The organism is Chryseobacterium sp. CT-SW4 (genome assembly GCF_048572715.1).
Lineage (GTDB): Bacteria > Bacteroidota > Bacteroidia > Flavobacteriales > Weeksellaceae > Chryseobacterium.
This window is the reverse complement of the sequence record NZ_CP183840.1, coordinates 349,245-373,897: the sequence shown is the minus strand read 5'-3', so window position 1 is coordinate 373,897 and position 24,653 is coordinate 349,245. Positions and strand designations below refer to the sequence as shown.

General features: G+C 38.1%; 20 protein-coding genes. 13 read left to right on the top strand and 7 right to left on the bottom strand.

Annotated features, from left to right (window positions below; all coding sequences use genetic code 11):
- The first annotated feature begins 152 nt into the window (after positions 1–152).
- The 7 genes from ABJ974_RS01665 to ABJ974_RS01635 all read left to right on the top strand — a co-directional run bounded on the left by ABJ974_RS01665 (position 153) and on the right by ABJ974_RS01635 (position 10,260).
- On the top strand, positions 153–2,981 hold the full coding sequence (locus tag ABJ974_RS01665) for a T9SS type B sorting domain-containing protein (protein ID WP_419869659.1): 2,829 nt from the start codon (positions 153–155) through the stop codon (positions 2,979–2,981).
- 111 nt (positions 2,982–3,092) lie between these two features.
- Positions 3,093–6,512, top strand: a complete 3,420-nt coding sequence (locus tag ABJ974_RS01660) for a T9SS type B sorting domain-containing protein (RefSeq protein WP_419869658.1) — start codon at positions 3,093–3,095, stop codon at positions 6,510–6,512.
- 149 nt (positions 6,513–6,661) lie between these two features.
- A complete protein-coding gene (locus ABJ974_RS01655; protein ID WP_419869657.1) occupies positions 6,662–7,450 on the top strand; it encodes a hypothetical protein in 789 nt (262 codons plus the stop codon).
- A 267-nt stretch (positions 7,451–7,717) separates the two neighbouring features.
- Positions 7,718–8,431: a DUF6759 domain-containing protein gene (locus tag ABJ974_RS01650; RefSeq protein WP_419869656.1), complete on the top strand. Its 714-nt coding sequence runs from the start codon at positions 7,718–7,720 to the stop codon at positions 8,429–8,431.
- Positions 8,432–8,473: 42 nt separating this feature from the next.
- Positions 8,474–9,151 carry a tRNA (guanosine(46)-N7)-methyltransferase TrmB gene (gene trmB, locus ABJ974_RS01645; RefSeq protein WP_419869655.1) on the top strand — a complete coding sequence of 226 codons (678 nt, stop codon included), beginning with the start codon at positions 8,474–8,476 and terminating at the stop codon, positions 9,149–9,151.
- On the top strand, positions 9,151–9,768 hold the full coding sequence (locus ABJ974_RS01640; RefSeq protein WP_419869654.1) for a DUF6759 domain-containing protein: 618 nt from the start codon (positions 9,151–9,153) through the stop codon (positions 9,766–9,768). The genes trmB and ABJ974_RS01640 overlap by 1 nt, the downstream gene beginning before the upstream one ends.
- Positions 9,769–9,810: 42 nt before the next feature.
- Positions 9,811–10,260: a DUF6759 domain-containing protein gene (locus tag ABJ974_RS01635; protein ID WP_419869653.1), complete on the top strand. Its 450-nt coding sequence runs from the start codon at positions 9,811–9,813 to the stop codon at positions 10,258–10,260.
- Between the two features lie 73 nt (positions 10,261–10,333).
- On the opposite strand, the gene rpsB is transcribed toward ABJ974_RS01635, so the two are convergent.
- The 3 genes from rpsB to rplM all read right to left on the bottom strand — a co-directional run bounded on the left by rpsB (position 10,334) and on the right by rplM (position 12,147).
- Positions 10,334–11,092, bottom strand: a complete 759-nt coding sequence (rpsB, locus tag ABJ974_RS01630) for a 30S ribosomal protein S2 (protein ID WP_419869652.1) — start codon at positions 11,090–11,092, stop codon at positions 10,334–10,336.
- 207 nt (positions 11,093–11,299) lie between these two features.
- Complete coding sequence (gene rpsI, locus ABJ974_RS01625) at positions 11,300–11,686, bottom strand: 30S ribosomal protein S9 (RefSeq protein WP_292010037.1); 387 nt, start codon at positions 11,684–11,686, stop codon at positions 11,300–11,302.
- A 5-nt stretch (positions 11,687–11,691) separates the two neighbouring features.
- Positions 11,692–12,147 carry a 50S ribosomal protein L13 gene (rplM, locus tag ABJ974_RS01620; RefSeq protein WP_419869651.1) on the bottom strand — a complete coding sequence of 152 codons (456 nt, stop codon included), beginning with the start codon at positions 12,145–12,147 and terminating at the stop codon, positions 11,692–11,694.
- A gap of 374 nt (positions 12,148–12,521) precedes the next feature.
- On the opposite strand from rplM, the gene ABJ974_RS01615 reads away from it, so the two are divergent.
- Positions 12,522–13,619 carry a DUF3667 domain-containing protein gene (locus ABJ974_RS01615; RefSeq protein ID WP_419869650.1) on the top strand — a complete coding sequence of 366 codons (1,098 nt, stop codon included), beginning with the start codon at positions 12,522–12,524 and terminating at the stop codon, positions 13,617–13,619.
- Here ABJ974_RS01615 and ABJ974_RS01610 read toward each other — a convergent pair.
- Positions 13,616–13,948 carry a hypothetical protein gene (locus ABJ974_RS01610; RefSeq protein ID WP_419869649.1) on the bottom strand — a complete coding sequence of 111 codons (333 nt, stop codon included), beginning with the start codon at positions 13,946–13,948 and terminating at the stop codon, positions 13,616–13,618. The two genes, ABJ974_RS01615 and ABJ974_RS01610, sit on opposite strands and share 4 nt — an antisense overlap.
- 183 nt (positions 13,949–14,131) lie before the next feature.
- On the opposite strand from ABJ974_RS01610, the gene ABJ974_RS01605 reads away from it, so the two are divergent.
- The gene (locus tag ABJ974_RS01605) at positions 14,132–17,479 is read left to right on the top strand and encodes a methylmalonyl-CoA mutase family protein (protein WP_419869648.1); all 3,348 of its coding nucleotides are present in this window, start codon (positions 14,132–14,134) and stop codon (positions 17,477–17,479) included.
- A gap of 376 nt (positions 17,480–17,855) precedes the next feature.
- Here ABJ974_RS01605 and ABJ974_RS01600 read toward each other — a convergent pair whose 3' ends face one another.
- Complete coding sequence (locus ABJ974_RS01600) at positions 17,856–18,068, bottom strand: hypothetical protein (RefSeq protein WP_419869647.1); 213 nt, start codon at positions 18,066–18,068, stop codon at positions 17,856–17,858.
- On the opposite strand from ABJ974_RS01600, the gene ABJ974_RS01595 reads away from it, so the two are divergent.
- Positions 18,057–18,662 (top strand): hypothetical protein, encoded by a 606-nt coding sequence (locus tag ABJ974_RS01595; protein ID WP_419869646.1) that lies wholly within the window; start codon positions 18,057–18,059, stop codon positions 18,660–18,662. The two genes, ABJ974_RS01600 and ABJ974_RS01595, sit on opposite strands and share 12 nt — an antisense overlap.
- Before the next feature lie 69 nt (positions 18,663–18,731).
- On the opposite strand, the gene ABJ974_RS01590 is transcribed toward ABJ974_RS01595, so the two are convergent.
- Complete coding sequence (locus tag ABJ974_RS01590; RefSeq protein ID WP_419869645.1) at positions 18,732–21,464, bottom strand: M16 family metallopeptidase; 2,733 nt, start codon at positions 21,462–21,464, stop codon at positions 18,732–18,734.
- A 148-nt stretch (positions 21,465–21,612) separates the two neighbouring features.
- Between ABJ974_RS01590 and ABJ974_RS01585 the strand changes: the two genes are divergently transcribed.
- The 3 genes from ABJ974_RS01585 to ruvC all read left to right on the top strand — a co-directional run bounded on the left by ABJ974_RS01585 (position 21,613) and on the right by ruvC (position 24,200).
- Positions 21,613–22,338: a Dph6-related ATP pyrophosphatase gene (locus tag ABJ974_RS01585; protein ID WP_419869644.1), complete on the top strand. Its 726-nt coding sequence runs from the start codon at positions 21,613–21,615 to the stop codon at positions 22,336–22,338.
- Positions 22,339–22,435: 97 nt separating this feature from the next.
- The gene (locus ABJ974_RS01580) at positions 22,436–23,572 is read left to right on the top strand and encodes a serine hydrolase domain-containing protein (protein WP_419869643.1); all 1,137 of its coding nucleotides are present in this window, start codon (positions 22,436–22,438) and stop codon (positions 23,570–23,572) included.
- A 73-nt stretch (positions 23,573–23,645) separates the two neighbouring features.
- Positions 23,646–24,200 (top strand): crossover junction endodeoxyribonuclease RuvC, encoded by a 555-nt coding sequence (gene ruvC, locus ABJ974_RS01575; RefSeq protein WP_419869642.1) that lies wholly within the window; start codon positions 23,646–23,648, stop codon positions 24,198–24,200.
- A gap of 2 nt (positions 24,201–24,202) precedes the next feature.
- Here the strand turns inward: ruvC and ABJ974_RS01570 are convergent, their stop codons facing one another.
- A complete protein-coding gene (locus ABJ974_RS01570) occupies positions 24,203–24,649 on the bottom strand; it encodes a lipocalin-like domain-containing protein (RefSeq protein WP_419869641.1) in 447 nt (148 codons plus the stop codon).
- Positions 24,650–24,653 lie beyond the last annotated feature (4 nt).

Sequence of the window (24,653 nt, the reverse complement as noted above, 5' to 3'; positions counted from 1 at the left end):
AAAAATTAGGAAAATATATTATTAAAATATACATCTCAGAATCATTATCTTAAAATTGTATATTTTTCATAACTATATTCATTTTTTTTAAAATATTTTAAATACATATAAAATATTCTAGTATTTTTGCAAAAATCCTAATTCCCATATCTATGAAAAGATTTCTACTCACGTTTGTATTAATTTTCACAACTTTAAGTAGTCTCTTTGCCCAAAGAGATACCGACCATTGGTTCGCTCCTTATTATGACAGCTCTTCATCCAGCTACAATCATATGCTTTATTTCTCCACTGACTCCACCACTCCTTTTGAAGTCAAAATTTATAGCAATAATATTGAAATAGGATCCGTAACCATAAGTAAAAATGCACCTCAGACCTATTCACTGGGAACTCAATATATAAGAACAAACAGTTCTTCCAGTGCTGCAACTCCTACTAACTTAGGTGTGTACACCAAAGGGGAAAGACCTTATTTTGTATCTCTAAGAGCTGCCGTAAGTTCCCATGGGGAAATCATTACATCCAAAGGTAAAGCAGGAATCGGAACCACTTTCTATGCTGCTGCTGCCCCTATTACTTACAGCTCCAGCTCCATGAACTTTACAACCGGTATATTGGCAACAGAAGACAATACGACGGTCACTGTTTCCGGCTACGATCCGAATGTTCAGTTCGTAAATCTTACCACTCCTCCACTGACCATGACTTTCACGTTGAATAAAGGACAGTCTTATATACTGGCAGGATTAGGAAATGTACAGCCCAATCAAACAGGTTTCATAGGCACTAAAATTGTTTCCGACAAACCTATTTCGGTTACTAACGGAAACTCAAACGGAATGTATGCCACCGGAAATACGACATCCGGATCCGACCTCATCATGGACCAGGCCGTACCAGTGGACCGTCTCGGTAATGAATTTGCCATGGTAAGAAGTGTATCTCCCGCCAATTCGTATGATATGGAAGGAGGAATTATCATCGGTACCGAAAATAATACGGATATTTATCTTAATGACGCCACTCTTCCTATTGCCACCATTAATGAAGGAGAGTTTTACAGAATTATGGATAATGCGTACGTTAACCAGAACAACAGCGGACATTACAATATTTATGTCCGAACCACGAAAAACGTATACCTGTACCAGTTGATAGGAGCTAATACTTCATCCAATACAAACACCGGTGGGTATAATTACATACCGCCGTTAAACTGTTTCTTACCCAGAAAAATTGATGAGATCGGGAAAATTAATGAAATGCCAGGGATTACCTCTACGATTACTTTAAAACTTAATATCCTTACGGAAGCAGGTGCTGCCGTAACAGTAAACGGAGTAACACCTCCGGCTTCCCAAGGTCCTTATCCGCTCACCGGAAACGCTCAATGGGTAACCTATGCCGTACCGGGAATTACAGGAAATGTTACTGTCACGTCTACAAAAGCCGTAACAGCAGGAGTAAACGGAGGATATAGCTCAGCAGGATACGGAGGGTATTTTGCAGGATTCTCTTCAATTCCACTTATCGCAAAACAGTCCGGAGATTGTATTCCGGGACTTGTACTGGAAGTAGATGACAGCTATGATACCTACCAGTGGTTCTTAAACGGAAACCCTATCGCAGGAGCTACATCCAACTCATATACTCCAACCATAGCAGGTGATTATACCGTAAGAATTACCATAGGATCCTGCCCTCCGGCAGAAACTCCGGTTTATAAAGTATTTACCTGTCTTCAGGAAACTACCAGCGATATGACCGTATGTGAGGGATATCAAACCATTGTCCCTACTTTCAGCAACTCTACCCAAACACCGGTACCGGGTACCGTAACCATAATTACCCAGCCTGCTAACGGAACTGCAACTATTGACCCTACAACCGGAGTCATTACGTATGTTCCTAACTTTGGATATTTCGGACCTGACACGATTGTTTATAGATTCTGTGGAAATGCTCCTGAATTTATCGACTGCGAAGAAGTTACTTTAAACCTTACCGTTTCCGCCAGTCCTGAGGTATATGATGCCAACTTAAGATCTTGTTTTCTTGAAGATAATGTAGCTACTGCTTTATTTAATTTAACCGTTGCAGGAGTTACCACCGAAACCGGTATTACAAAAGAATACTATCCTTCACCTACCGATGCAGCAAACGGAACCAACCAGATTACAAACCCTACTGCCTATGTAGCACCAAACGGGGTGGTATATGTAAAAGTCATCAATGCCAATGGATGTTACAGCATCGCTAAAGTAACATTAGTAGTACTTGCTCCTGTAAAATCTACCGTTCTGGTGGATAAAATTATTTGTATGGAAGATACTACAACATTAGATGCGGGAGATGGATTTGACGGATATGAGTGGAGTACAGGTGAAACGACCCAATCCATTTCAAACGTAGGAGTAGGAACTTACTGGGTTCTTCTTAAAACAGGAGAATGCGTTACCAAACAAACAGTAAGCGTATATGCTTCCGAACAGCCTGTTATATCCAATATTGAAGTTTCCACTAATAATATTACGGTATATGTAGTAGGAGGAACACCTTCTTATCAATATTCAATAGATAATATCAACTGGCAGGACTCTAATGTCTTTAATGAGCTTCCGCGTGGAGAAGCAAGAGTATATGTAAAGGATGCTTACGATTGTGACCCTATATCAGTGGACATCACCGTTCCGAATCTGGTTAATGTAATCACTCCTAATGGAGATGGAATCAATGATTTTATTGATTATTCCTCACTGGCCAATAAGCCTAATCTGGTATTCAATATTTATGACAGATACGGAAACAGGCTTCATCAGGGGAATAAAGACAATGGATACAGATGGAACGGAACCGTAAACAGTAAAAACGTACCTACCGGAAACTACTGGTATGACATAAGCTGGAATGAGCCTGGTAAAACTAATAAGCCCGCTATAAAATACACCGGCTGGATCCTTGTTAAAAACCGAGAATAGCAATTCATTATAACAAACATTAAAAAACCACGAGACATAATCGTGGTTTTTTATTTATTTTCAACACCTTAACACTTTTTATTATTAAATTTGTGATAAATCAAGTTATAGATGAAGAAAACTTTATCCTTTTTTCTTATATTTTGTATTTTCACTACTGTTTTAGCCCAGCTAGACAGAGAGCATTGGTTTGCTCCCATGGTAGACAGAACAGGGAATCCCAATCCTTATCAAAATTTATATTTATCTACGAACCGGACTACCTCTTTTCCGGTAAGCATTTATAATAACAATGTCCTTATAGGAACGGTTTCTATCAGTAAAAATAATCCTCAGAAATTCGATGTCCTCAGAGATTATATCATAACAACCCAACAGACAGACCTGTTCACCCCAACCTCTAAAGGTCTTTACCTGAAAGCGGACTTTCCTTTTTATGCCAATTTAAGATTCTCCGTCTATAATCACGCAGAAATTATTACCTCCAAAGGGATCCCTTCTACGGGAACGACCTTTTATACAGCTACTGTTCCCATCAGTGTCAGCAATCCCATTCTGAATTTTATGACGAGTGTGCTGGCCACAGAAGACAATACAACGGTCACTATTTCAGGGTATAAAAATACAGTTCAGTTTTCCAACGGAACAACAGGAGCAACCAATCCTGTCATGACCTTCACTCTTAATAAAGGCCAGTCCTACATCATTGACGGAATAGGGAATATTGCAGGAAATTTCGACGGATTTATCGGTGCCAAAATCATATCCAATAAGCCCGTGAACGTTACGAACGGAAATTTTAACGGCCAATATGCAGGAGACTTCCCTACCAGCTCGGATATTTTGATGGATCAGGCTGTCCCCGTTAATCAGCTGGGAAATACGTTTGCATTAGTAAAAGGAAATGGAAGAATAGGAGCCCACATGGAAGGTGCCCTTGTAATTGCCACAGCAGATAATACCCAGATCTTTGTTAATAATGAAACCGTTCCGCTTGCTACCCTTAATACAGGACAGTATTTTATGATCCCCGATACAAAATACCAGCTGCAGGGAAACGATCATTATAATTTATATATCAATACCTCTCAAAATGCCTATGTATATCAAATATTAGCCGGAGATTCGGCAGTGGGAAATGAAGTGGCTACAGGAGGATTTAATTTTATTCCGGCTCTTAACTGCTACCTTCCGAAGCAGATCAATGAATTAGGATTTATTGATGAAAACTTTGTTTATTCTAATAATAATCCCACCGGTATTCTCAATATTCCTACCAAATTAAACCTGATCACCGAAGTCGGAGCCGTAGTCACCGTTAACGGTGCTACTCCACCCGCCATTACAGGACCTTACACTATGACAGGAACTAATAATTGGGTTACCTATGGAATACCCAATGTCACCGGAACTATTACCGTGGTCTCCACTAAAGCTATTACCGCAGGAATAAATGCCGGAAGTGATGCTGTGGGTTACGGAGGTTTTTTCGCGGGTTTTCCCACTCAGCCCGTTATCTTAAAATCCGGAGGAGACTGTGCCCCCGGAATTATTCTTACGGTAGATCCTATCATCTATGATTCCTACCAATGGTACCGAAACGGAGTTCTTATTCCCGGGGCCACCGGAACTTCTTATTCTCCCACCCAATCGGGGTATTACACGTGTTCCGTAACTATGGGAAGCTGTGCTCCACTGGTTACCGAACCCTACAAAGTTTTAAACTGTACCAAACAAAGTACGGCAGCTTATGATGTGTGTACCACACAAACTATCATCCCTTCTTTCAGCAGCTCTACACAGACTCCTGTAATTTCAACTATAACTATAACCACTCCTCCCACTTCAGGAACGGCTGGTATAGATCCGGCAACGGGTGTCATCACTTACACCGTTACCAATCCCGGAACAACAGGTACAGATACTTTCACCTATACTTTTTGCGGAAATGATCCTGATTTTCCCGATTGTGAAACGGTAACGGTAACGATTAACATTCAGGTCCTTACCACTAATAATACTACGTTAAACGCTTGTGATATAAACGGACAGGGAACTTTTAATTTAACTTTGGCTAATGTAACCAACACATCTCCCGTAACGATCACCTACTATCCTACCTTAGCTGATGCCCAAACCGAAAATCCTGCTGCTCTTATTACTTCTCCCGATTCTTATACCGCTGCCAACGGAACCATCATATATGCCGTTGTAAAAAACAATCTGGGCTGTAAAAATATTGCGGAAATAACACTCAACTTATTTCCGGTAGCCAATGTACTAAACAACTATAACGGGGTTTTCTGTGACGATAACCTTGATGGAACTGTCAATATTATTTTATCCAATATCACTCCGCTGGTTCTTACCAATTCCAATTATTTTACTTCCGTAAGATACTATGCAACCCTTACGGATGCCACTGCAGGAAATGCCAACACACTTCCCAATAACTGGAGCTACAATGCCCCGGTTACAATTTATATAAGGGTGGATTCTCCAGATGGATGTGCTACGGTGGTTCAACCGCTTAATTTCAGTATTGGAAATAAAATTCCGTTGCTCCAAAGCTCCGTGATACAAAGTCTTTGTGACAGTGATCTGGACGGAATTTTACAGGTGGATTTATCACAGTATATCAACCTGTTTACCAATGATCCGAATGTAACAGTAAGCTATCATGGGAGTCTGGCAGATGCTCAAAATGATATACAGCCGCTTAACAATCCGGTTAACATCACCGGAACTCAGATCTTTTATTTAAGATTTGAAAAAAGTGGAATATGTCCGGAAGTAGCATCTATCAGTATTACGATCAAAGCTCCCAAAAAATCCGATCTTCTTGTGGACCAGGAGATCTGCGCCCAAGCTACCACCACGCTGGATGCAGGACCTGGTTTTGAAAGTTATCTATGGAGCACCGGAGAAACCACTTCTTCCATATCCAATGTCCCGGTAGGAAGCTATTGGGTAGACCTTACCTTTAACGGCTGTGTTTACAGACAAAATGTAAATGTTACCGAATCTCCCCTTCCTGCCATTACTTCCATTGATATTAACGGAACAACAGTCACCATAGGGGTGAGCGGCGGCACACCGCCTTATGAATATTCCCTGGATGGCATTACCTGGCAAAGCTCCAATATATTTTATAATGTAGAAAGAGGTAACCATATCATTTATATAAGAGACTCTAAAAATTGTGAAGTCATCCAAAGGCCTTTTGTTATTATCAATCTGATCAACACAATTACTCCAAACGGAGACGGAACCAATGATGTTATCGACTATTCCGCCCTTATGACCAAAGAAAATATCGAATTCAGGATCTTTGACCGGTATGGAGCCGAAGTTTTCCGGGGAACCCCTTCCAACCGGTTTACCTGGGACGGAAACATCAATGGAAGACCCGTTCCTACCGCTACCTACTGGTATTTTTTAAACTGGACCGAATTCGGAACTACAACTACCGTAAAGTATACGAGCTGGCTTTTAGTAAAACACAGAAATGACAGATTATGGGATAAATAATGTGAATCAAATTCCTTATTTATAAGATTATAAAGTATACTATAACACTCATTAACACTTTTATGAAAAAGTTTAATATAATTTTAACCTGTTTTTCGTTATTCCTCATTATAAAATGATTTAATTCTATGTAATTTTGTCCCAATTATATGAAGAAACTTATTACGCTATTGTTTTTGGTTTTTCTGATTAAAGCCAATGCACAAATTTACTCCGGAGAGGTATTTCTGAGAGATAATTCCGTTCTTTATCTTAACCAGGTATATGTAACCAATCTTAATACTCAAAAAACCGTACTTACCAATTATAATGGAAACTATAGCATTCAGGCCAGTCCGGGAGATATTATCCGTTTTACCTCTATCGTTACGGAAAGAAAAGATGTGAAACTTTCCCCCGAAATGTTTGGTGCAAGAAATTTAATAGAATTAAAAATAGCGTATCACGATATCCAGGAAGTGGTGATCAGCAGATTTAAACCCACCGGAAACTTAAGGTATGATGTAACTGCTCTTAAAAAAGAAGACAAAGGTCTTGCCATCAAAAAAGTAATAGGCCTTCCTGAACCGAAAGGAGACGGAACTCCACCGGAACTGCCTGTAGCAGGACTGAGAGACGGAGGTCTTACTTTCAGCCTGGAAAGTATTTATGATATTTTATCCGGGGAAAGAAAGAAAAAACAGCGGTATATAGCATATGAAAGAATGAACAATTCCGTTACCCAGATAAAAAATTATTTAGGAAAAGATTATTTCCTAAAATTCAAAATACCGGAAAACCTTATTGATAATTTCCTTCAATTCGTTTATTCTTCGGAGAATATAGAACCTTATATCATGACAGGAAATTTCGAAGCCGTCAAAATACCTATTGAAAAATATCTGCCTATCTATCAGAGAAGGCTTAAAAACTCCCATCTTCAAGAGGTTGTGAAATAAAATAATCAATTATTCATATATAAAAAAATGCATCTGAGCCATTACAGCCGGGTGCATTTTTCATTTTAAAGAGAAATAGGTATAAGGTTATAAAAAATTTATTATTTTAGAATAAGTAAAAACTGCATCATTTTTGCTTAAGTGATATTTAAAACACAAGACGAAGAAAACTACTCCCATTTTTTTTAACTTAATCATAAGTACATGAAAAAATCAGTTTTGCTCTTTAGTCTCCTATTTTTCTGCAGTCTTTTTTCTCAAAAAAAGATGAAAAACTATGATAATATCATGCGTAGTAAAAACATCTACGAAATCAATGCTTTTTTGAGAGATGCCCATCCCGAAGATCCGCGCAGGTCGATATTAAAACCAAGGGTAATGGAAATGATGAGGGAGTACATCAAGAATGCCCATCCCGCTGATCAGAAGGTAAAAGACATGCAGGAAATGCTCGCCATGCTAAAAAAAAGACCTTCCACGAAGATCACCTTTGATGAAATGAACGCCATCATCAAACAAAAGCAGATAGCCCGGTATAAAGCAGAATTAGAGGCCAAGCAGGCTCCTGCCGACTTTACTCCGAGTAATGCCCAAAATACATTTGTTGTTAATACCTCTGCCACGGCAGCTATTCCGGACGCCGAAGCTGAAGAGTTCAATATGCTGATGTCCGTTTCACCCATTGAGCATAAAAACAAAACTGTAAAAATTTTAAATTCCCTTTTTGATAATGATCCTTCCAGTAAAGAATGTATTGTTTTGATAGAAAATAAATCCGACTGCAATATCATTGTAAGAATGGAGGGGGTAGGTAATATCAAATACCGTTTAGCAGTACCCGCGCATAACAGCAGTTCTGTTGTTGTTGAAAAAGGTGATTACCTATTTACAAGCTTGGTTTGCGGTGCTCAGTATGCCTCACAAAAAACCATTCAAAAGGCACTTATGGTTGCACTTGGCGGTCCTCCTGACTCAAAATAAATTAAATTTTGCTATTTTTGCACCAGGAAGTTTAATATTCTCATGGGTAAAAATAAACTGGCAAGATTTGCCGAAAACAAGGAGCTACCAAACGTTATTCAACCAACTAGAGAACAAGCTCTTAGCGGTTTTGAATTAAAAGGTAAATGGAGAACTGATTTTTTTAAAAATGAACAGCCTATTGTTCTTGAATTAGGCTGTGGAAAGGGAGAATATTCCGTAGGACTTGCCAAAGCATTTCCCGATAAAAACTTTATCGGTATTGATATAAAAGGTGCCCGTTTTTGGTTTGGGGCGAAAGAAGCCGTTCAAAATAATATGAAGAATGTCGCTTTTTTGAGAACCCAAATTGAACTGGTAGATCATTTTTTTGCTGAAAATGAAGTTGATGAAATCTGGATCACTTTCCCTGATCCCCAGATCAAATACAAAAGAACAAAACACAGATTGACACATCCTGACTTTTTTGAACGTTACAGAAAGTTTTTAAAGCCCGGAGGAATTATTCATTTAAAAACCGATTCCGAGTTTTTACATGGCTATACTTTAGGACTATTACAAGGGATGGGTCTTGAAATCATTACTGCCCATCATGATATTTACGGTGCTCCAGAGTACGACCCCGACACTCTTTACTTAAGGGATATCAGGACGTACTATGAAGAACTGTTCTCTGCAAAAGGAAAAACCATAACTTATATAAAATTTCGAATACACTAATGAAAAAAAAATCCCTCATTCTTCTTATTTTATTTCTTTTATTTTCCGGATTTTGTGATGCTCAAAGAAAATACAATAAGAAGCACATTTTAAAAAGCACAAGTATAGAAGACATTCAAGACTATTTAAGTAAGGCTCATCCGGAAGATCCTAAAAGAGATATTCTGGAGCTAAGACTTATTTCTTTAAAAAACCAGGCATGGACCAAGGGAGCAAAAGATGCCAAGCCTATGGCCGCAAGACCTGTCGTATCAGACATCACCAATGAAGTAAAAAAAGGAACTCACCCTGCTGAAGTGGAAGAATTCAACAAGCTGATTGCAGAAACAACGGTAGACCATGACAACAGGACAGCCAGCCTTCTGACCACATTATCCAGCCAGGACAGCAATGAACAAAATGCCGTTTTTATTTTTCAAAACAATACGGACTGTAACCTCATTGTAAGGCTTAAAGGGGAACAGAATTATAATCTTCCTGTCAATTCCCGTCAGGAAAACTTTATGGTGGTTAAAAAGGGAACCTATAAGGTTGAAAGTAAGGTATGCTCTATTAACTATGCAACTCAGAAGAATATTATAAAAGGAACTGTGATTACGTTAAATTCACCTTCTTAAATAATATCCGAAACTACTAAAATTCGAAATAAAATATTTTAGATGAAAAAATATATTCTCCTCTCAGGTACCTTTGTTTTTCTTATCAGCTGTAATTTAAATTACAACACCCGTTATCCTGTAAGAAGGACTTTCCCTACAATATCCGGTACCGGTAGCAGCAATACCTCTGCAGCCAGCGTGGAAAGGGAGTATAATGAGCTTTTAAAAACATATAAACCTGAAACTACTGAGGTTTTGAATGATCTGCTCAACAATTCTACGGATGATCCACGGACTTCCATCAATATAGAAAACAAATCTTCATGTAATATGGTGCTTACGATAAGCGGAAATAATTTTTTCAGGAAGATCCCTATCGGCGCCGGTAAAATGGGTTATGCGATGGTACCGAGAAACCAGAATTATAAATTATCCGGGACGGTGTGCCGTTCCAATTATCAATCTACCAAGTTTATCAGTAATTCAACCTCGATTACATTATCCAATTAATTTAAAATATTTTATAGTAAATAAAAAAACCGCTATTACTAGCGGTTTTTATTTTTATAAGAATAAATCTTAATTATTCTGCATCGAAGTCAGCATCTGTTTCAGCAGATACTTTTTCTCCTTCTTTAGATTTTTCTTTATCAGCTTTTCTTTGAGACTGACCTTCTTTGATCGCTTCAGAAACAACGCTTAAAATCATATCAATAGATTTGGAAGCATCATCGTTTCCTGGGATAACGAAGTCAACTTTTCTAGGATCAGAGTTTGTATCTACGATACCGAAAACAGGAATACCTAGTTTTTTAGCTTCAGTAACAGCGATGTGCTCTCTTAAGATATCTACTACAAATACTGCAGAAGGAAGACGAACCATGTCCGCGATAGAACCTAAGTTCTTCTCAAGGTTAGCTCTTTGTCTGTCTACCTGAAGTCTCTCTTTTTTAGATAAAGTTTCGAACGTACCATCTTTTTTCATTTTATCGATGGAGTTCATTTTTTTAACAGCCTTTCTGATCGTAACAAAGTTTGTTAACATACCTCCTGGCCATCTTTCTGTAATATAAGGCATATTAAGTTCTGATGCATGCTTAGCTACAACTTCTTTAGCTTGCTTTTTTGTTGCAACGAACAGAACTTTTTTACCTGCAGAAGTAAGCTTTTCCAAAGCACCACAAGCTTCGTCCAATTTTACTGCTGTTTTATGTAAGTCTACAATGTGAATACCATTTTTCTCCATAAAAATGTATGGAGCCATATTTGGATTCCACTTTCTTGTCATGTGACCGAAGTGTACACCAGCCTCTAAAAGGTCTTTTACATTTGCTTTTGCCATGTTTTTGTTTTTTGTTAGTTTACTTTCCGTCTTTTAAACAATCAACAACTTCTTTAGATGGGAGAAGTGTTTGGATGCTAAACGTAACGGGCAAAGTGGCTGTGGGCGTCTTGCTTTTGGCAATTGGCTTCCAGCATTGGGTTAAAAAATAATTTTTTAAAAAATTTTCTAAAGCTATTCGCCATAAGCCAATAGCCATACGCTTTTTTAACGTTTTGAGAATTGGAATCTCTTTCTTGCTTTTTTCTGTCCTGGCTTCTTTCTTTCCACCATTCTTGCATCTCTTGTAAGTAAACCTACTGGCTTTAATGCTAATCTGAATTCAGCATTGATTTCACATAAAGCTCTTGAAATACCTAATCTGATAGCTTCTGCCTGACCTGTATTACCACCACCGAAAACATTTACGGTAACGTCATACTGACCTGCAGTTTCAGTAAGGATAAATGGTTGATTTACTTTGTAAACCATCACGTCTGTAGAAAAATATTCTTTAGCATCTTTACCGTTTACTGTAATGTTCCCAGAACCTGGTTTTACATAAACTCTTGCTACAGAAGTTTTTCTTCTTCCTATTTTATGAACTGTAGACATATTAATTATTTAAATTCGTTAATATTAATTGTTTTTGGCTGCTGAGCTTCGTGCTTATGCTCACTTCCTTCATATAAATAAAGGTTTTTAAACAAAGCAGATCCTAATTTGTTTTTTGGAAGCATACCTTTTACAGATTTTTCCAACACTTTTAAAGAATCTTTTTTCTGAAGTTCCTGTGCAGTCATAGACTTCTGTCCTCCAGGATATCCTGTATGCCAGATATAAGTCTTATCAGCCCACTTGTTTCCGGAAAGCGTTACTTTCCCAGCATTCAAAACAATTACGTTATCACCACAATCTACGTGAGGTGTAAAGTTTGTTTTGTGCTTACCTCTCAAAATCTTTGCAACCTGAGAAGCTAATCTTCCCAACGGTTGACCTTCAGCGTCTACCACAACCCATTCTTTATTAGCAGTAGCTTTGTTCGCTGAAACAGTTTTGTAACTTAATGTATTCACACGTTTTAGTTAAAAATTAAACATAATTTGCCCTCTAAGGGTGTGCAAAGGTACAAATAATTTTTGTAATCAGAAAACTTATTTTCTTAATCAGAGACACTTCAACACTTCCTTAATGCTTTTAAGAAAATTTTAATATAATTCTTGGCACAAATATTGTAAATTCTCTTAACGATGAAAATTTTTAGATGATTCTAAAAGCACAGGTGATAAAAGATAGAGTTGGTTCCCTCAACTCTTTCTTTTTTTATATCAACCACTTAGCCCCACATTTATTATTTTATTTCTCTTTTTTATTTTTAATTATAAATTTATTTCCGGGGATATTTTTTCAAAGTTTAAATAATTATATTTGTTAAAAATTCTTAAAAACCATGAGCCACGGAAAAACTAGAGAAGATAAAACCTGTCTTAACTGCGGACATGAAGTTCCCGAAAGATTTTGCCCCCACTGCGGACAGGAAAATATTGAGACCAGACAACCTTTTCATTATCTTTTCACTCACTTTATAGAAGATTTTACTCATTATGACGGACAGTTCTGGAGAACCATCAATTACCTTCTCTTCTCTCCGGGTAAGCTCACCAGGGAATATCTTTCCGGGAAAAGACAACAGTATGTGGCTCCTGTAAAGCTTTATATATTCGTAAGTTTCATTACTTTTCTGCTTCCGGCATTGATTCCTCAGCATAAAGACCAGGAGGATACTCCAAAATCTACCGTAGAAAATAAAAAGGTGCAGCAGGAAACTTTAACCAAAACGCTTGACAATCTCAAAAAAGAAGGCGTGATCTCAAGCCAAAACGCCCAACACACCAAAAAAATAATTGACAGTCTTCAGAAAAATGACTCTATTGAGAACAGAGAAAATGACGATTTGCTGGATAATACTTTCAGCAATAAAAGTTCTTTAATCCTGGGAGCCCGTAATCTGAAAGAATACGATTCGCTTTATAACAAAACAGCTAATCCACTCTACAGCTATTTCCGCCCTTTTGCTAAAAAAATGTTTGAGCTTCGAGAAGATGGATTCAGTAAAAAAGAAATAATTAACAAATTCAGGGATACGTTCATTCATACTCTTCCTAAAGCATTATTCGTATATCTTCCCGTATTTGCCTTCTTCCTCTGGTTATTTCACAATAAAAAAAGATGGTGGTACTTCGACCACGGGATATTTACGCTCCATTTCTTTTCCTTTTTATTATTGGGAACCTTAATTTTTATAATGGCAGAAAGGCTCACGGCTCTACTTCCTGACTTTTCTCTTTTAAGTTTTATTTTATTTCTGGCTTATACAGGAATGCTCATATATATGTCCCTGTATTTTTTCATCGCACACCATCGTGTATATGAAACCAGAAAAAGAGTAAGTATTCTGAAAGGGATGCTGCTTTTTATAATCAATTCCATAGGATTAACTATAATGCTGCTTATTCTGTTATATACCAGCTTTATTATGATCCATTAATTTCTTAAAGATTTACTTGTACGAAAGCTCGCAATAAGGTAATAGGCCACGAATACAGTAGAAAATTTAAGAAGCGAAGGGATCGCCAGTTCAAGGTTAAAGACAAAAAAGCCCACCAGGACCAATAGCCCCATCGCTACAAAAGATAAGCCCAGCTTCTGTGGCAGGGAAAACTGAGGTGTATCTAAATAATAAGCCAATCCCCAGGCAAAACCAAATGCGATTCCGTAATATAAATCCAGCCCCATATTTTGGCTGCTCAGAAAGAAATAATTAATAAGAAAACTAATAATTGTTCCCAATGCAAAATAAAGTAAGGCTCTTTTCATAATGATAAATTATGATACAAAAATATACAAATTAGTTATAATTTTCATGAAACAGGTTACCTCATCAGGAATCCGGAAATCGTACATCTATCCGCAACAACCTGATTTTACAAGATTTAGATACCGCATCATTCTTCTTATATTTTATTATATTTGGAAGTTCAGAAATATTCTAAATCATTTATGGAAACCCAAAAATATACCCCTAAAAATAAGGTAAGAATTGTTACTGCTGCGTCTTTATTCGACGGACATGATGCGGCAATCAATATTATGCGTCGTGTGATACAGGGAACCGGATGTGAAGTCATTCACCTGGGACATGATAAATCGGCAGAAGAAGTTGTGAATACAGCGATACAGGAAGATGCCAATGCAATTGCCCTGACATCCTATCAGGGAGGGCATAATGAATATTTTAAATATATCTATGACCTTTTAAGAGAGAAGAATTCCCCACAGATCAAAATATTTGGCGGTGGCGGCGGAGTGATCTTACCGGAAGAGATCAAGGACCTGATGTCTTATGGAATAGACAGGATTTATTCTCCTGATGACGGCCGTGAGCTGGGACTTCAGGGAATGATCGATGACCTGGTTCAGAAATCGGATTTTGCAACCGGAAAAGAGGTAACAGCTAAAGATTTAGATTCCATTGATTTTGCCAATCCTACCAGCATCGCACAAATTATTTCTGCCGTAGAAAACTTCTCGGAAGAAAAACCCGAACTAGTAAACACCATCAATGAAAAGTCAAAAGATATAACGATCCCTATTATCGGGATTACAGGAACGGGAGGAGCAGGAAAATCTTCCTTAACGGATGAGCTCGTAAGACGTTTTTTACGTTCCAATCCTGATAAAAAAATTGCTATTATCTCCGTGGACCCTTCCAAGAAAAAAACAGGAGGAGCACTTTTGGGGGACAGGATCCGTATGAATGCGATCAATGACTCAAGAGTATATATGCGTTCAATGGCAACGAGGGAAAATAATGTTTCCGTATCACCGTTCATTCATTCAGCATTAAATATATTGAAGCTGGCGCATCCGGATGTGATCATTTTAGAAACATCAGGGATCGGACAGTCCGGATCTGAAGTTTCGGATTTTGCTGATATTTCAATGTATGTAATGACTCCGGAATACGGGGCGTCTACTCAGCTTGAAAAGATCGACATGTTGGATTACGCCGATTTAATAGCTTTAAACAAATCGGACAAACGTGGAGCTTTAGATGCGCTTCAGGCGGTAAGAAAACAATTCCAGAGAAATCATCAGCTATGGGAAAACCCATTGGAAGATATGCCTGTGTATGCTACCAAAGCCTCCCAGTTTAATGATCACGGAACGACAGAGCTGTATAACAGGCTCATTTCCAAAGTGAATGAAAAGTTTACCGATTCAGGTCTAAAAACTTTCATAGAACAGGAAATAACGGACGAGGTAACCATTATTCCTCCCAAAAGAGTCCGTTACCTTTCCGAAATTGTAGAAAACAACAAACAATATGACGCTGCTATTGAGAAGCAGGCTGAATTTGCCCGCAAGATGTATCATATTGAAGGTGTAAAAGATATTATCAGTAATGAAGCTTTAGAAGCCGAGTACCAAAAAGCTGAGAAAGAGCTCCAACAGGAAAATATAGATTTTCTGGCCAACTGGAAAAAGACCAAGGAAGCTTTTCATGCGGAATTTTATTCTTATTTCGTTCGCGGAAAAGAAATTAAGGTGGAAACCTCCACGGAATCTTTATCTCATTTAAGGATTCCAAAAATTGCTCTTCCAAAATACAACGACTGGGGAGATCTGATCAAATGGAAAGGCCAGGAAAACCTTCCGGGAAGCTTCCCTTACACAGCCGGAATTTATCCGTTCAAAAGAACCGGTGAAGATCCGACAAGAATGTTCGCAGGAGAAGGAGGTCCGGAAAGAACCAACCGAAGATTCCATTATGTATCTGCTGAAATGCCGGCAAAACGTTTGTCCACTGCTTTCGACTCCGTTACGCTATACGGACAAGACCCTGCCCTACCGCCGGATATTTATGGTAAAATCGGAAATGCGGGAGTTTCTATTGCCACCCTGGATGATGCCAAAAAGCTTTATTCCGGATTTGATCTGGTGAATGCCCTGACTTCCGTTTCCATGACCATCAACGGACCTGCTCCGATGCTGCTGGCTTTCTTCATGAATGCGGCCATCGATCAGAATGTTGAAAAATATATTATTGAAAATGGTTTGGAATCAAAAGTGGAAGAGGTCTTAAAAGCAAAATTTGATGATAAAGGCTTAGCCCGTCCAAAATATAACGGAGAACTTCCTCCGTCCAACAATGGCTTAGGATTACAGTTACTGGGAATTACCGGAGATGAAGTGATCCCTGCGGATGCCTATGCAGAAATTAAAGCTAAAACCATAGCAACGGTCCGTGGTACCGTCCAGGCCGACATCTTAAAAGAAGACCAGGCACAGAATACCTGTATCTTCTCTACGGAATTTGCATTGCGTTTAATGGGAGATGTTCAGGAATATTTTATTAAAGAAAAAGTAAGAAACTTCTATTCCGTTTCCATTTCCGGGTATCATATCGCCGAAGCCGGAGCAAACCCTATTTCCCAATTGGCATTTACCCTTGCCAATGGATTTACGTATGTAGAATATTACCTAAGCAGGGGAATGGATATCAATGACTTTGCTCCGAATCTGTCCTTCTTCTTCTCCAACGGTATCGACCCTGAATATGCAGTTATAGGCCGTGTGGCAAGAAGAATCTGGGCCAAAGCCATGAAACTGAAATACGGAGCAGATGAAAGAAGCCAGATGCTTAAATATCATATTCAGACTTCAGGACGTTCTTTACACGCTCAGGAAATTGATTTTAATGATATCAGAACCACTCTTCAGGCATTGTATGCTATTTATGACAACTGTAACTCACTCCATACGAATGCTTATGATGAAGCGATCACCACGCCTACGGAACAGTCTGTGAGAAGAGCAATGGCCATTCAGCTGATCATCAACAAAGAACTGGGACTGGCCAAAAATGAAAACCCGCTTCAGGGTTCATTCATCATTGAGGAACTTACCGACCTGGTAGAAGAGGCCGTGTATAATGAGTTTGACAGAATCACGGAAAGAGGCGGCGTACTGGGTGCTATGGAAACCATGTACCAGCGTTCAAAAATCCAGGAAGAATCCATGCACTACGAATGGCTGAAACATACGGGTGAATATCCCATCATCGGGGTAAATACTTTCCTTGGAAAAGATGGTTCTCCAACTGTACTTCCGGGTGAAGTGATCCGTTCAACAGAAGAGGAAAAGCAGGCTCAGATCGAATCTCTTCATAATTTCCAGAAAGCTAATGAAGGAAAATCTGAAGATGCCCTTAAAAAATTGCAGCATGCAGCCATCAACCAACAGAATTTATTTGAAGTAATGATGGATGCGGTGAAATACTGCTCTCTTGGGCAGATCACCAATGCTTTGTTTGAAGTGGGGGGAAAGTACAGAAGGAATATGTAATAAGATCAGATCTATATTAATAGTGACCTCAGCTAATTGAGGTCACTTTTTTTATCCCCTATTTTAATAAGAAAATTAAATTTAACTATAAACATTGAATTATTTTTATTTATTTTCGCTTTTTTAATCAACTCAAATTAATGAACACAAAAAGCGTTTATCAAAAATTAATTTAACCATTTTTATTTTTATAGCAGCAGTCCTATATTCACAAAAAAGAACGGAAGACTTTTCTATAAGCTTTCCCGAATCCAAGGCAAGTAAAAGTTATTACAAAACAATCAAGCTAATAGACAGCAGAATTGACACTACTTCTTTAGGAATTGTTCAAAAAGGGGCCTTTAATGCAAAAGCCAAAGTAATTCCCTCTTCAAACCTATCCGAACAGTTTCAGACTCTTCTGAATCATATTAATGGTGAAAATGCTGAAGACGGAACTCTTGTCCTGTATCTGAAGCAACTGTCGTTTGCAGAAGTTACCGGGGCATTTAGCGAGCATGGATATTGCTATTTCCAGGCTTTTCTTTTTTCCAAAAATGAGGACGGCACTTACTCCTATCTGGATAAAATAGATTCTGTGATTGACCATTCTTCCCTGGATGTAACGAAAGCCACGATGAGAAAAGGGAGTGAAATGGTGAGTAACTTCATCAGTAAAAATATAGCTCATAAAGGGCCTCAAACGGATCATTATACCTTTACCGATCTTAAAAATTATGACGATATTGAAAAACAGAAAATCAACCTTTATACATTCTCAGAACTGAAAGACGGGGTATATAACAGCTATGAATCTTTTAAAAACCAGGAGCCGGATCAGCCACTAGCAAATATTAAATTTTATGATAAGCTAAACAGCAAGGTGACCAGGATCTATGAAAATGTAGATGGAAAAGAAAAAGAAATAAAAAAAGGAGACAGGTATGCTATTATCCATCAGGGCATTCCTTATTTCTATGTGTCTTTAGATAATGTATTTTCCAAAGCCGAGAAGAGAGAGGGAGATTTTTATTTTGTGGGTAAGAATAAAACTACCGCCAAAACAGGAGATGTAATTATGGCTTCTGCATTTTTTGGAATAATAGGAGGATTAATTGCTTCAGGGCCTGCCTCTGTCCCTTTTGAAATGAAAATTGACTATTTAAACGGAGGTTTCATTCCTATTAAGGAAGTTAAAAAATAAAGTAGATCTCTACCATCAAAAAAGGACTGATAATAATATCAGTCCTTTTTATTAACAGCTTTGTGAGCTTTATTTCTTATTAAAATCCCCTGCAAAAACAGAGATCAGGTTATTTTCGGAAAGGTATTTTTTCAAAGCACCGTTTACTTCAGAAAGGGTAAGGTTCTGAATCTTTTTGTTCTGCTCATCAAATTTTTCCAGTGGTACACCTAAAAGAAGCTGATTATTTACCAGGTTAACAAGCATATTATCCATTCCTAAACTTGTCGTTCTCTGGTTAGCATAGCTCTTCTTATTGGAATCCAGTTCTTCCTGTGTAAATCCGGAAGCTAAAGCTTTTCTTACTTCTTCTTTAATAGCTGCTTCTACGGCATCCCTTTTAGTCGGGTTGAGATACGCATAATAGTTCCATGATGCTACATCATTGGTAACAGGAACATTTAAATAGGAACCCACTCCATAGGAAATTCCATCTTTTTCACGCAACCTCATCGGTAGTCTTGCAGAAAGGAAACCTCCGCTTCCCAATATTTCATTTGCCATTACCAATGCCGGATAATCCGGGTTGTCCTGTGACATTTTAAAGCTTGAAGTTCCCAATGCCACAGCATTTTCCTTATCCGGAGTAATTATATTCTTATCCAGCTTTTTAGTTTCAAAGAAGGTAGGCTTTACTTCTACGAATTTTGATTTGGCCGTAAATGTTCCAAATGTTTTTTCCAGCTGGGCCTCGGCCAGTTTCGGATCAAGATCACTGATCAGTGTTCCTGCCGCATCCGATACTCCCATGATATTTTTATAGAAGTCCAGCACCTGGGCTTTGGTTACTTTCTTATTGTCATCAATCTGCTCCTGCAAAGAGGGCACATAGAAAATACTTGATTTCGGATATGGAGATGCTAACCTTTGCAATTCATTATTGGCAATAGCGTTCGGATCTTTAAGCTGTCCTTCCAGCCATGTATTGGTTTCAGTTACCGTTTTCGCCAACTCATTATCCGGGAAGATTGAGTTGGTCAGCATATCCTGCAAAATAGACATTACATCAGGATAATACTGCTTATAGGTAGTCAGGTTTACGATCAGGTTCTGCCCGTAGACATAGATATTTACAGAAGATTTCATTCTGTCCAGCTCATCCTGGATCTGCTCTTTTGTTCTTGTGGTGGTCCCTGATTTCAATAAAGCAGCGGTAATGCTTCCGATGGCATTTTTCCCCTGAAGGTCTTTTTCATTTCCGATTCTGAAACGGAATGCTCCCTGTACTTTTCCTCCTTTAAGCTCTTTATGAATAAGGCCGTACTTCATCCCATTGGAAAGTTTTCCTTCTTTAAGGTTTTTCTTAATATTGGCTATAGAAGCTTCAAAAGGAGCCGGTTCTTTTTCCAACGCTTTACCCTGATATCCTTTTACGAGATCAGCAATCTGATTATCCCTGAATTCTGCTGGGAAAACCCTTTCTTCATTGGCGGCAGGGCGGAAAACCCCTACGGTACGGTTGTTATTTTTAAAATATTTTTGAGCTACTCTGTTTATATCTGCCAGTGTCAGTTTCTCAACGTTATCACGGTAGATAAATCCTAATTTATAGTTTCCTGCTCCGATGATCTCGGTAAGACCTATTGCATAATTAATCGTATTATTTTTTTCGTTTTCAATATCCTTAATTAATTTTGCCTTTGCTCTTTTAAGATCTTCTTCGGTGTATTTAAGAGTGGCCACCTTATCCAATTCCGATTTTACAGACCTTGTAGCTTCATCGAGGTTTTTATCTTTGGGTACGTCAAAATTGAAATAGACCATTCCCGGATCTCTTACTACAGGGCTGAACGTCCATACGGATGAGATTTTTTGGGTTTCCACCAGGCTTTTGTATAAATATCCGGAAGGATCTGCCGTAAGGATTTCGTAAAGAGCTCCTAATGCAGCGTAATCTTTATCTGCAAACGCCGATGTATGGTAGCCTACCGCAATAATCTGTTGGTCATTATTTCTTTTTATTTCAAAATATTTTTCTCCGTTTTGAGCAGGTTCCACGGTATATGTACCTCCCAGCTCACGGTTGGGCTTAGGGAGTGCTGCAAAATAGTCCGAGATATATTGAAGTGCATTCTTTTCATCGAATTTTCCGGCAACAATCAGGGTTGCATTATCCGGCTGATAATATTTTTCATAAAATTTCCGTAAGACCGGAGCTTTTACCCGTTCAATATCTTCTTTACTTCCGATGGTGCTGTTTCCGTAATTGTGCCAGGTATAGGCATTTGAGAATACATTCTGCATCATTACCCTTGTAGGGTTATTCTCCCCGATTTCAAATTCATTTCGAACCACAGAAAATTCTTTATCCAGATCGGACTGGAGGATAGTGGCATTCAGCATTCTGTCTGCTTCCATCTGAAGAGACCATTTCAGGTTTTCATCGCTGGACGGGAAGATTTCATAATAGTTGGTTCTGTCATACCAGGTTGTTCCGTTGGCACGACCTCCTTTATCAGAAAGCTGTTTCTTGATGTCGCCCATATTTTTGGTGCTTTTAAACAACATGTGCTCCAGCAGGTGGGCCATTCCTTTTTCGCCGTAGCCTTCGTCTTTTGAGCCTACATTATAAACAATATTTACCACCATATTGCTCTGAGACTGGTCCGGAATCAGAAGTACCTTCATTCCATTATTCAAGGAGTATTCTTTTACCCCTTCGACATTACTCACAAATTTCGGGGCGTCCCCTTTTTGTGAAAAAACAGGATTTGAAATTCCTGCAAATAATAGGACTGCCGTCCCCAATAATAAGTTTTTCATCTTAATATATTATAGTTTAGTTAATGTCAAATTTCAAAAAATCTCCTGTTTCCGCATTTATATAAGACAATCTCACGGTACAAAATGTTACAAACAATTTAATATTAAATTTGCAGATTATAAAATTTTAACTCAAATTCATTTTTCAATGAAACCAAAGGCTGTATTTAACTGGAGTAGCGGAAAGGATTCTGCTTTAGCATTATATGCTATTCAGAAAGAAAATAATGTTAAAGTAACTTCACTGCTTACCAGTATCAACACCGAATACCAAAGGGTTTCCATGCATGGTGTGCCTATAAGTCTTTTGGAGCAGCAAGCTAAAAGCTTAGACCTGCCTCTGATAAAAATGGAGATCCCCAAAGAGCCGACTATGGAAGAATATCAAAAGATCATGGCGGAAACTATGAATAGACTGCAATCTCAGGGTATTACCCATTCTGTGTTCGGAGATATTTTCCTTGAAGACCTGCGGAACTACCGGGAGGAGCAATTGAAATCCATAGGAATGAAAGCTGTGTTTCCTTTATGGAAGAAAAATACGTTGGAACTTATTTATGAATTTATTGATCTCGGTTTTAAAACTATCGTAAGCTGCGTGAACGAAACTTATCTTGACAAAAGCTTCGCAGGAAGAGTCATTGATGAAAACTTCATAAAAGATCTCCCGGAGAATGTTGATCCGTGTGGAGAAAACGGGGAGTTTCATACCTTCACTTTTGACGGACCTATTTTTAATTTTCCTATTGAATTTGAAGTGGGAGAAATTGTAAAAAAGACTTATCCAAGACCCAAAGAATCCGAAGATAAGCATGATGGGGATTATGTTTTCTGGTTTTGTGATCTAGTCCCGAAAATTCAGGCTCATACTTGAGACGGGGAAGTTTATATGATCCAATAGAATAACTTTTACTAAAAGCTTAGTTTTACTAACTCACGGGATTTTCTTACTTTTATGCAAAATACACACTGTGATCAAAAAAACAACATTTATTTTAATATTGTTCTGTTCTTTTCTGTTTATATTTTCCTGTAAAACAACGGTTGAAAATACAGAAGACAGAAATGCCATTATTGATAGCACCATCACTAATTTCAAAAAAAAATTACTTTCCCAGCAAGCGGACTCCGTTTTTGAGAAATATCATTTCAACGGAAGTATTGCCATTTTTAAAGACTCCACAGAACTGTACAGAAAGGATGCAGGATATTCCGATTTTAAAAGTAAGACGCCCATAGATGCCCATACTGTATTTGCTATCGGTTCTTTAAGCAAACAATTTACCGCAGTTTTAATCCTTCTCCAGATGGAACAGGGAAAACTGTCTCTGGAAGATAAAGTTTCTCAATACTTACCGGATTTTCAGACTGCCGAATACAAGAATATTACGATTCATCAGCTCCTCAACCACACTTCAGGATTAAATACCTTGGGGGCTAGGCTGATGTTTAAAAGCGGTTCGGACTTCTTTTATTCCAATGACGGCTACAATTCTTTGGGAAAAATTATTGAAAAAGTTTCCGGTAAATCTTATAGTGATAACGTGAGTGAACTATTTTTAAAAGCGGGAATGAGTAATAGCTCCACCGGCGAAACTTTTAATGGGAATAACTTTGCGGGTGCTTACCTGGGAAATACCAACGTCCATGAAAAAATAGCCAATATGCCTAAAAGGCTTGGAGATAAAAATATAGGTATCCCTGCCGGAGGAATACTTTCTACTATTGATGACCTGCACCATTGGAATACTTCGCTTTATAACAATAAGATTATAAAGCCTGAAACTCTTCATCAGTTCATTACCAAAAGTTCGGAAAGAAACCATCCTGTCTTTGGAAAAATGGGTTATGGTTACGGAATTATGCTTAACCTCGGTCAGCCAACCACCTATTTCCACAGTGGCTATATAAAGGGATCTCCATCTTTAATCCTTTATTACCCTAACACAAAAACAACTGCCATTATCCTGTCCAATATAGCGGATGAGAACAAGGGACTGAAAGCTGTTTTCAAACCCCATATTGAAATTAAAAAGATGGTGGAAGCCATAGATCCCGTCGCTACTGAACTAAGAAAAGAAATGATCAAAGAACAGATTGCAAATTAGAACTAAACTATTAGTTGGGTAAGAAATAATGTAGGTTTAATAAGTAATTTCAAAAAGTCTTATCTTTGACCTGATGATTCCAGAAAAAATAATTTTAGGCATAGATCCGGGTACCGCTATCATGGGATTCGGGATTATCTCTGTTAAAAAGGGAAAAATGGAATTGGTTTCCATTCATGAACTGATTCTGAAAAAATATCCTAATCATGAAACTAAGCTTAAATATATATTTGAAAGGACCTTATCATTGATTGATGAATTTCATCCCGATGAAGTAGCATTAGAAGCTCCCTTCTATGGAAAAAACGTACAAAGTATGCTGAAGCTTGGACGTGCCCAGGGAGTAGCCATGGCAGCAAGCTTATACCGCAATATCCCTATCACCGAATACTCTCCTAAAAAAATTAAAATGGCGATCACAGGGAATGGAAATGCCAGTAAGGAGCAGGTTGCCGGAATGCTTCAAAATTTATTAAAGCTAAAGGAGTTTCCCACCAAATACCTGGATGCGTCAGATGGCCTGGCAGTAGCGGTATGTCATCATTTTAATTCTGGGACTATTTCTGATCAAAAATCTTATACAGGATGGGAAAGTTTTTTAAAGCAAAATCCTGACCGCTTAAAATAGATCTACTGTCTTTCATAAACATCCCGGATGTTTCTAATTTTTCCCTGTAAAATATCTGTATATTCTATAAAAAAGCTATTCGGGTTTACAACCTGATATCTTTCCAATCTTTTTAGGTCCCCTTCCATATAGGAAATGGTATTGTTTTCTACCGTAACGGGAAATCTGCGTGAAGAGCTTGTTATAGAGCAGTCTTTTCCTGTTGTAAAGTTTTTGGTTAAAAAGAACTGATCCTGATCTTTTTCAAAACGCCATGTATATTTTTTTGTACATTCATGAAGCGGATAAATCTTACGTTCTTCTCCTTCTTCGTAGTTTTTTTCTACAAATTTCCACGTTCCCAAAAAATAGTCAGCAACATTTTTATATTTCTGAATTTTCAGATCTTCTTTTTTCTGTGCCTGGCAACTGAACAGAAACAGCAATATTAAATATATTATCTTATTCATAAAA

Coding starts and splice junctions, on each gene's coding strand:
- ABJ974_RS01615 (WP_419869650.1), top strand. CDS start 12,522: ATGAGCCACGGAAAAACTAGAGAAGATAAAACCTGTCTTAACTGCGGA.
- ruvC (WP_419869642.1), top strand. CDS start 23,646: ATGATTCCAGAAAAAATAATTTTAGGCATAGATCCGGGTACCGCTATC.
- ABJ974_RS01600 (WP_419869647.1), bottom strand. CDS start 18,068: ATGGTCAATCACAGAATCTATTTTATCCAGATAGGAGTAAGTGCCGTC.
- ABJ974_RS01640 (WP_419869654.1), top strand. CDS start 9,151: ATGAAAAAAAAATCCCTCATTCTTCTTATTTTATTTCTTTTATTTTCC.
- ABJ974_RS01650 (WP_419869656.1), top strand. CDS start 7,718: ATGAAAAACTATGATAATATCATGCGTAGTAAAAACATCTACGAAATC.
- ABJ974_RS01655 (WP_419869657.1), top strand. CDS start 6,662: ATGAAGAAACTTATTACGCTATTGTTTTTGGTTTTTCTGATTAAAGCC.
- ABJ974_RS01570 (WP_419869641.1), bottom strand. CDS start 24,649: ATGAATAAGATAATATATTTAATATTGCTGTTTCTGTTCAGTTGCCAG.
- trmB (WP_419869655.1), top strand. CDS start 8,474: ATGGGTAAAAATAAACTGGCAAGATTTGCCGAAAACAAGGAGCTACCA.
- ABJ974_RS01635 (WP_419869653.1), top strand. CDS start 9,811: ATGAAAAAATATATTCTCCTCTCAGGTACCTTTGTTTTTCTTATCAGC.
- ABJ974_RS01660 (WP_419869658.1), top strand. CDS start 3,093: ATGAAGAAAACTTTATCCTTTTTTCTTATATTTTGTATTTTCACTACT.
- ABJ974_RS01665 (WP_419869659.1), top strand. CDS start 153: ATGAAAAGATTTCTACTCACGTTTGTATTAATTTTCACAACTTTAAGT.
- rpsB (WP_419869652.1), bottom strand. CDS start 11,092: ATGGCAAAAGCAAATGTAAAAGACCTTTTAGAGGCTGGTGTACACTTC.
- ABJ974_RS01610 (WP_419869649.1), bottom strand. CDS start 13,948: ATGAAAAGAGCCTTACTTTATTTTGCATTGGGAACAATTATTAGTTTT.
- ABJ974_RS01590 (WP_419869645.1), bottom strand. CDS start 21,464: ATGAAAAACTTATTATTGGGGACGGCAGTCCTATTATTTGCAGGAATT.
- ABJ974_RS01605 (WP_419869648.1), top strand. CDS start 14,132: ATGGAAACCCAAAAATATACCCCTAAAAATAAGGTAAGAATTGTTACT.
- ABJ974_RS01585 (WP_419869644.1), top strand. CDS start 21,613: ATGAAACCAAAGGCTGTATTTAACTGGAGTAGCGGAAAGGATTCTGCT.
- rpsI (WP_292010037.1), bottom strand. CDS start 11,686: ATGTCTACAGTTCATAAAATAGGAAGAAGAAAAACTTCTGTAGCAAGA.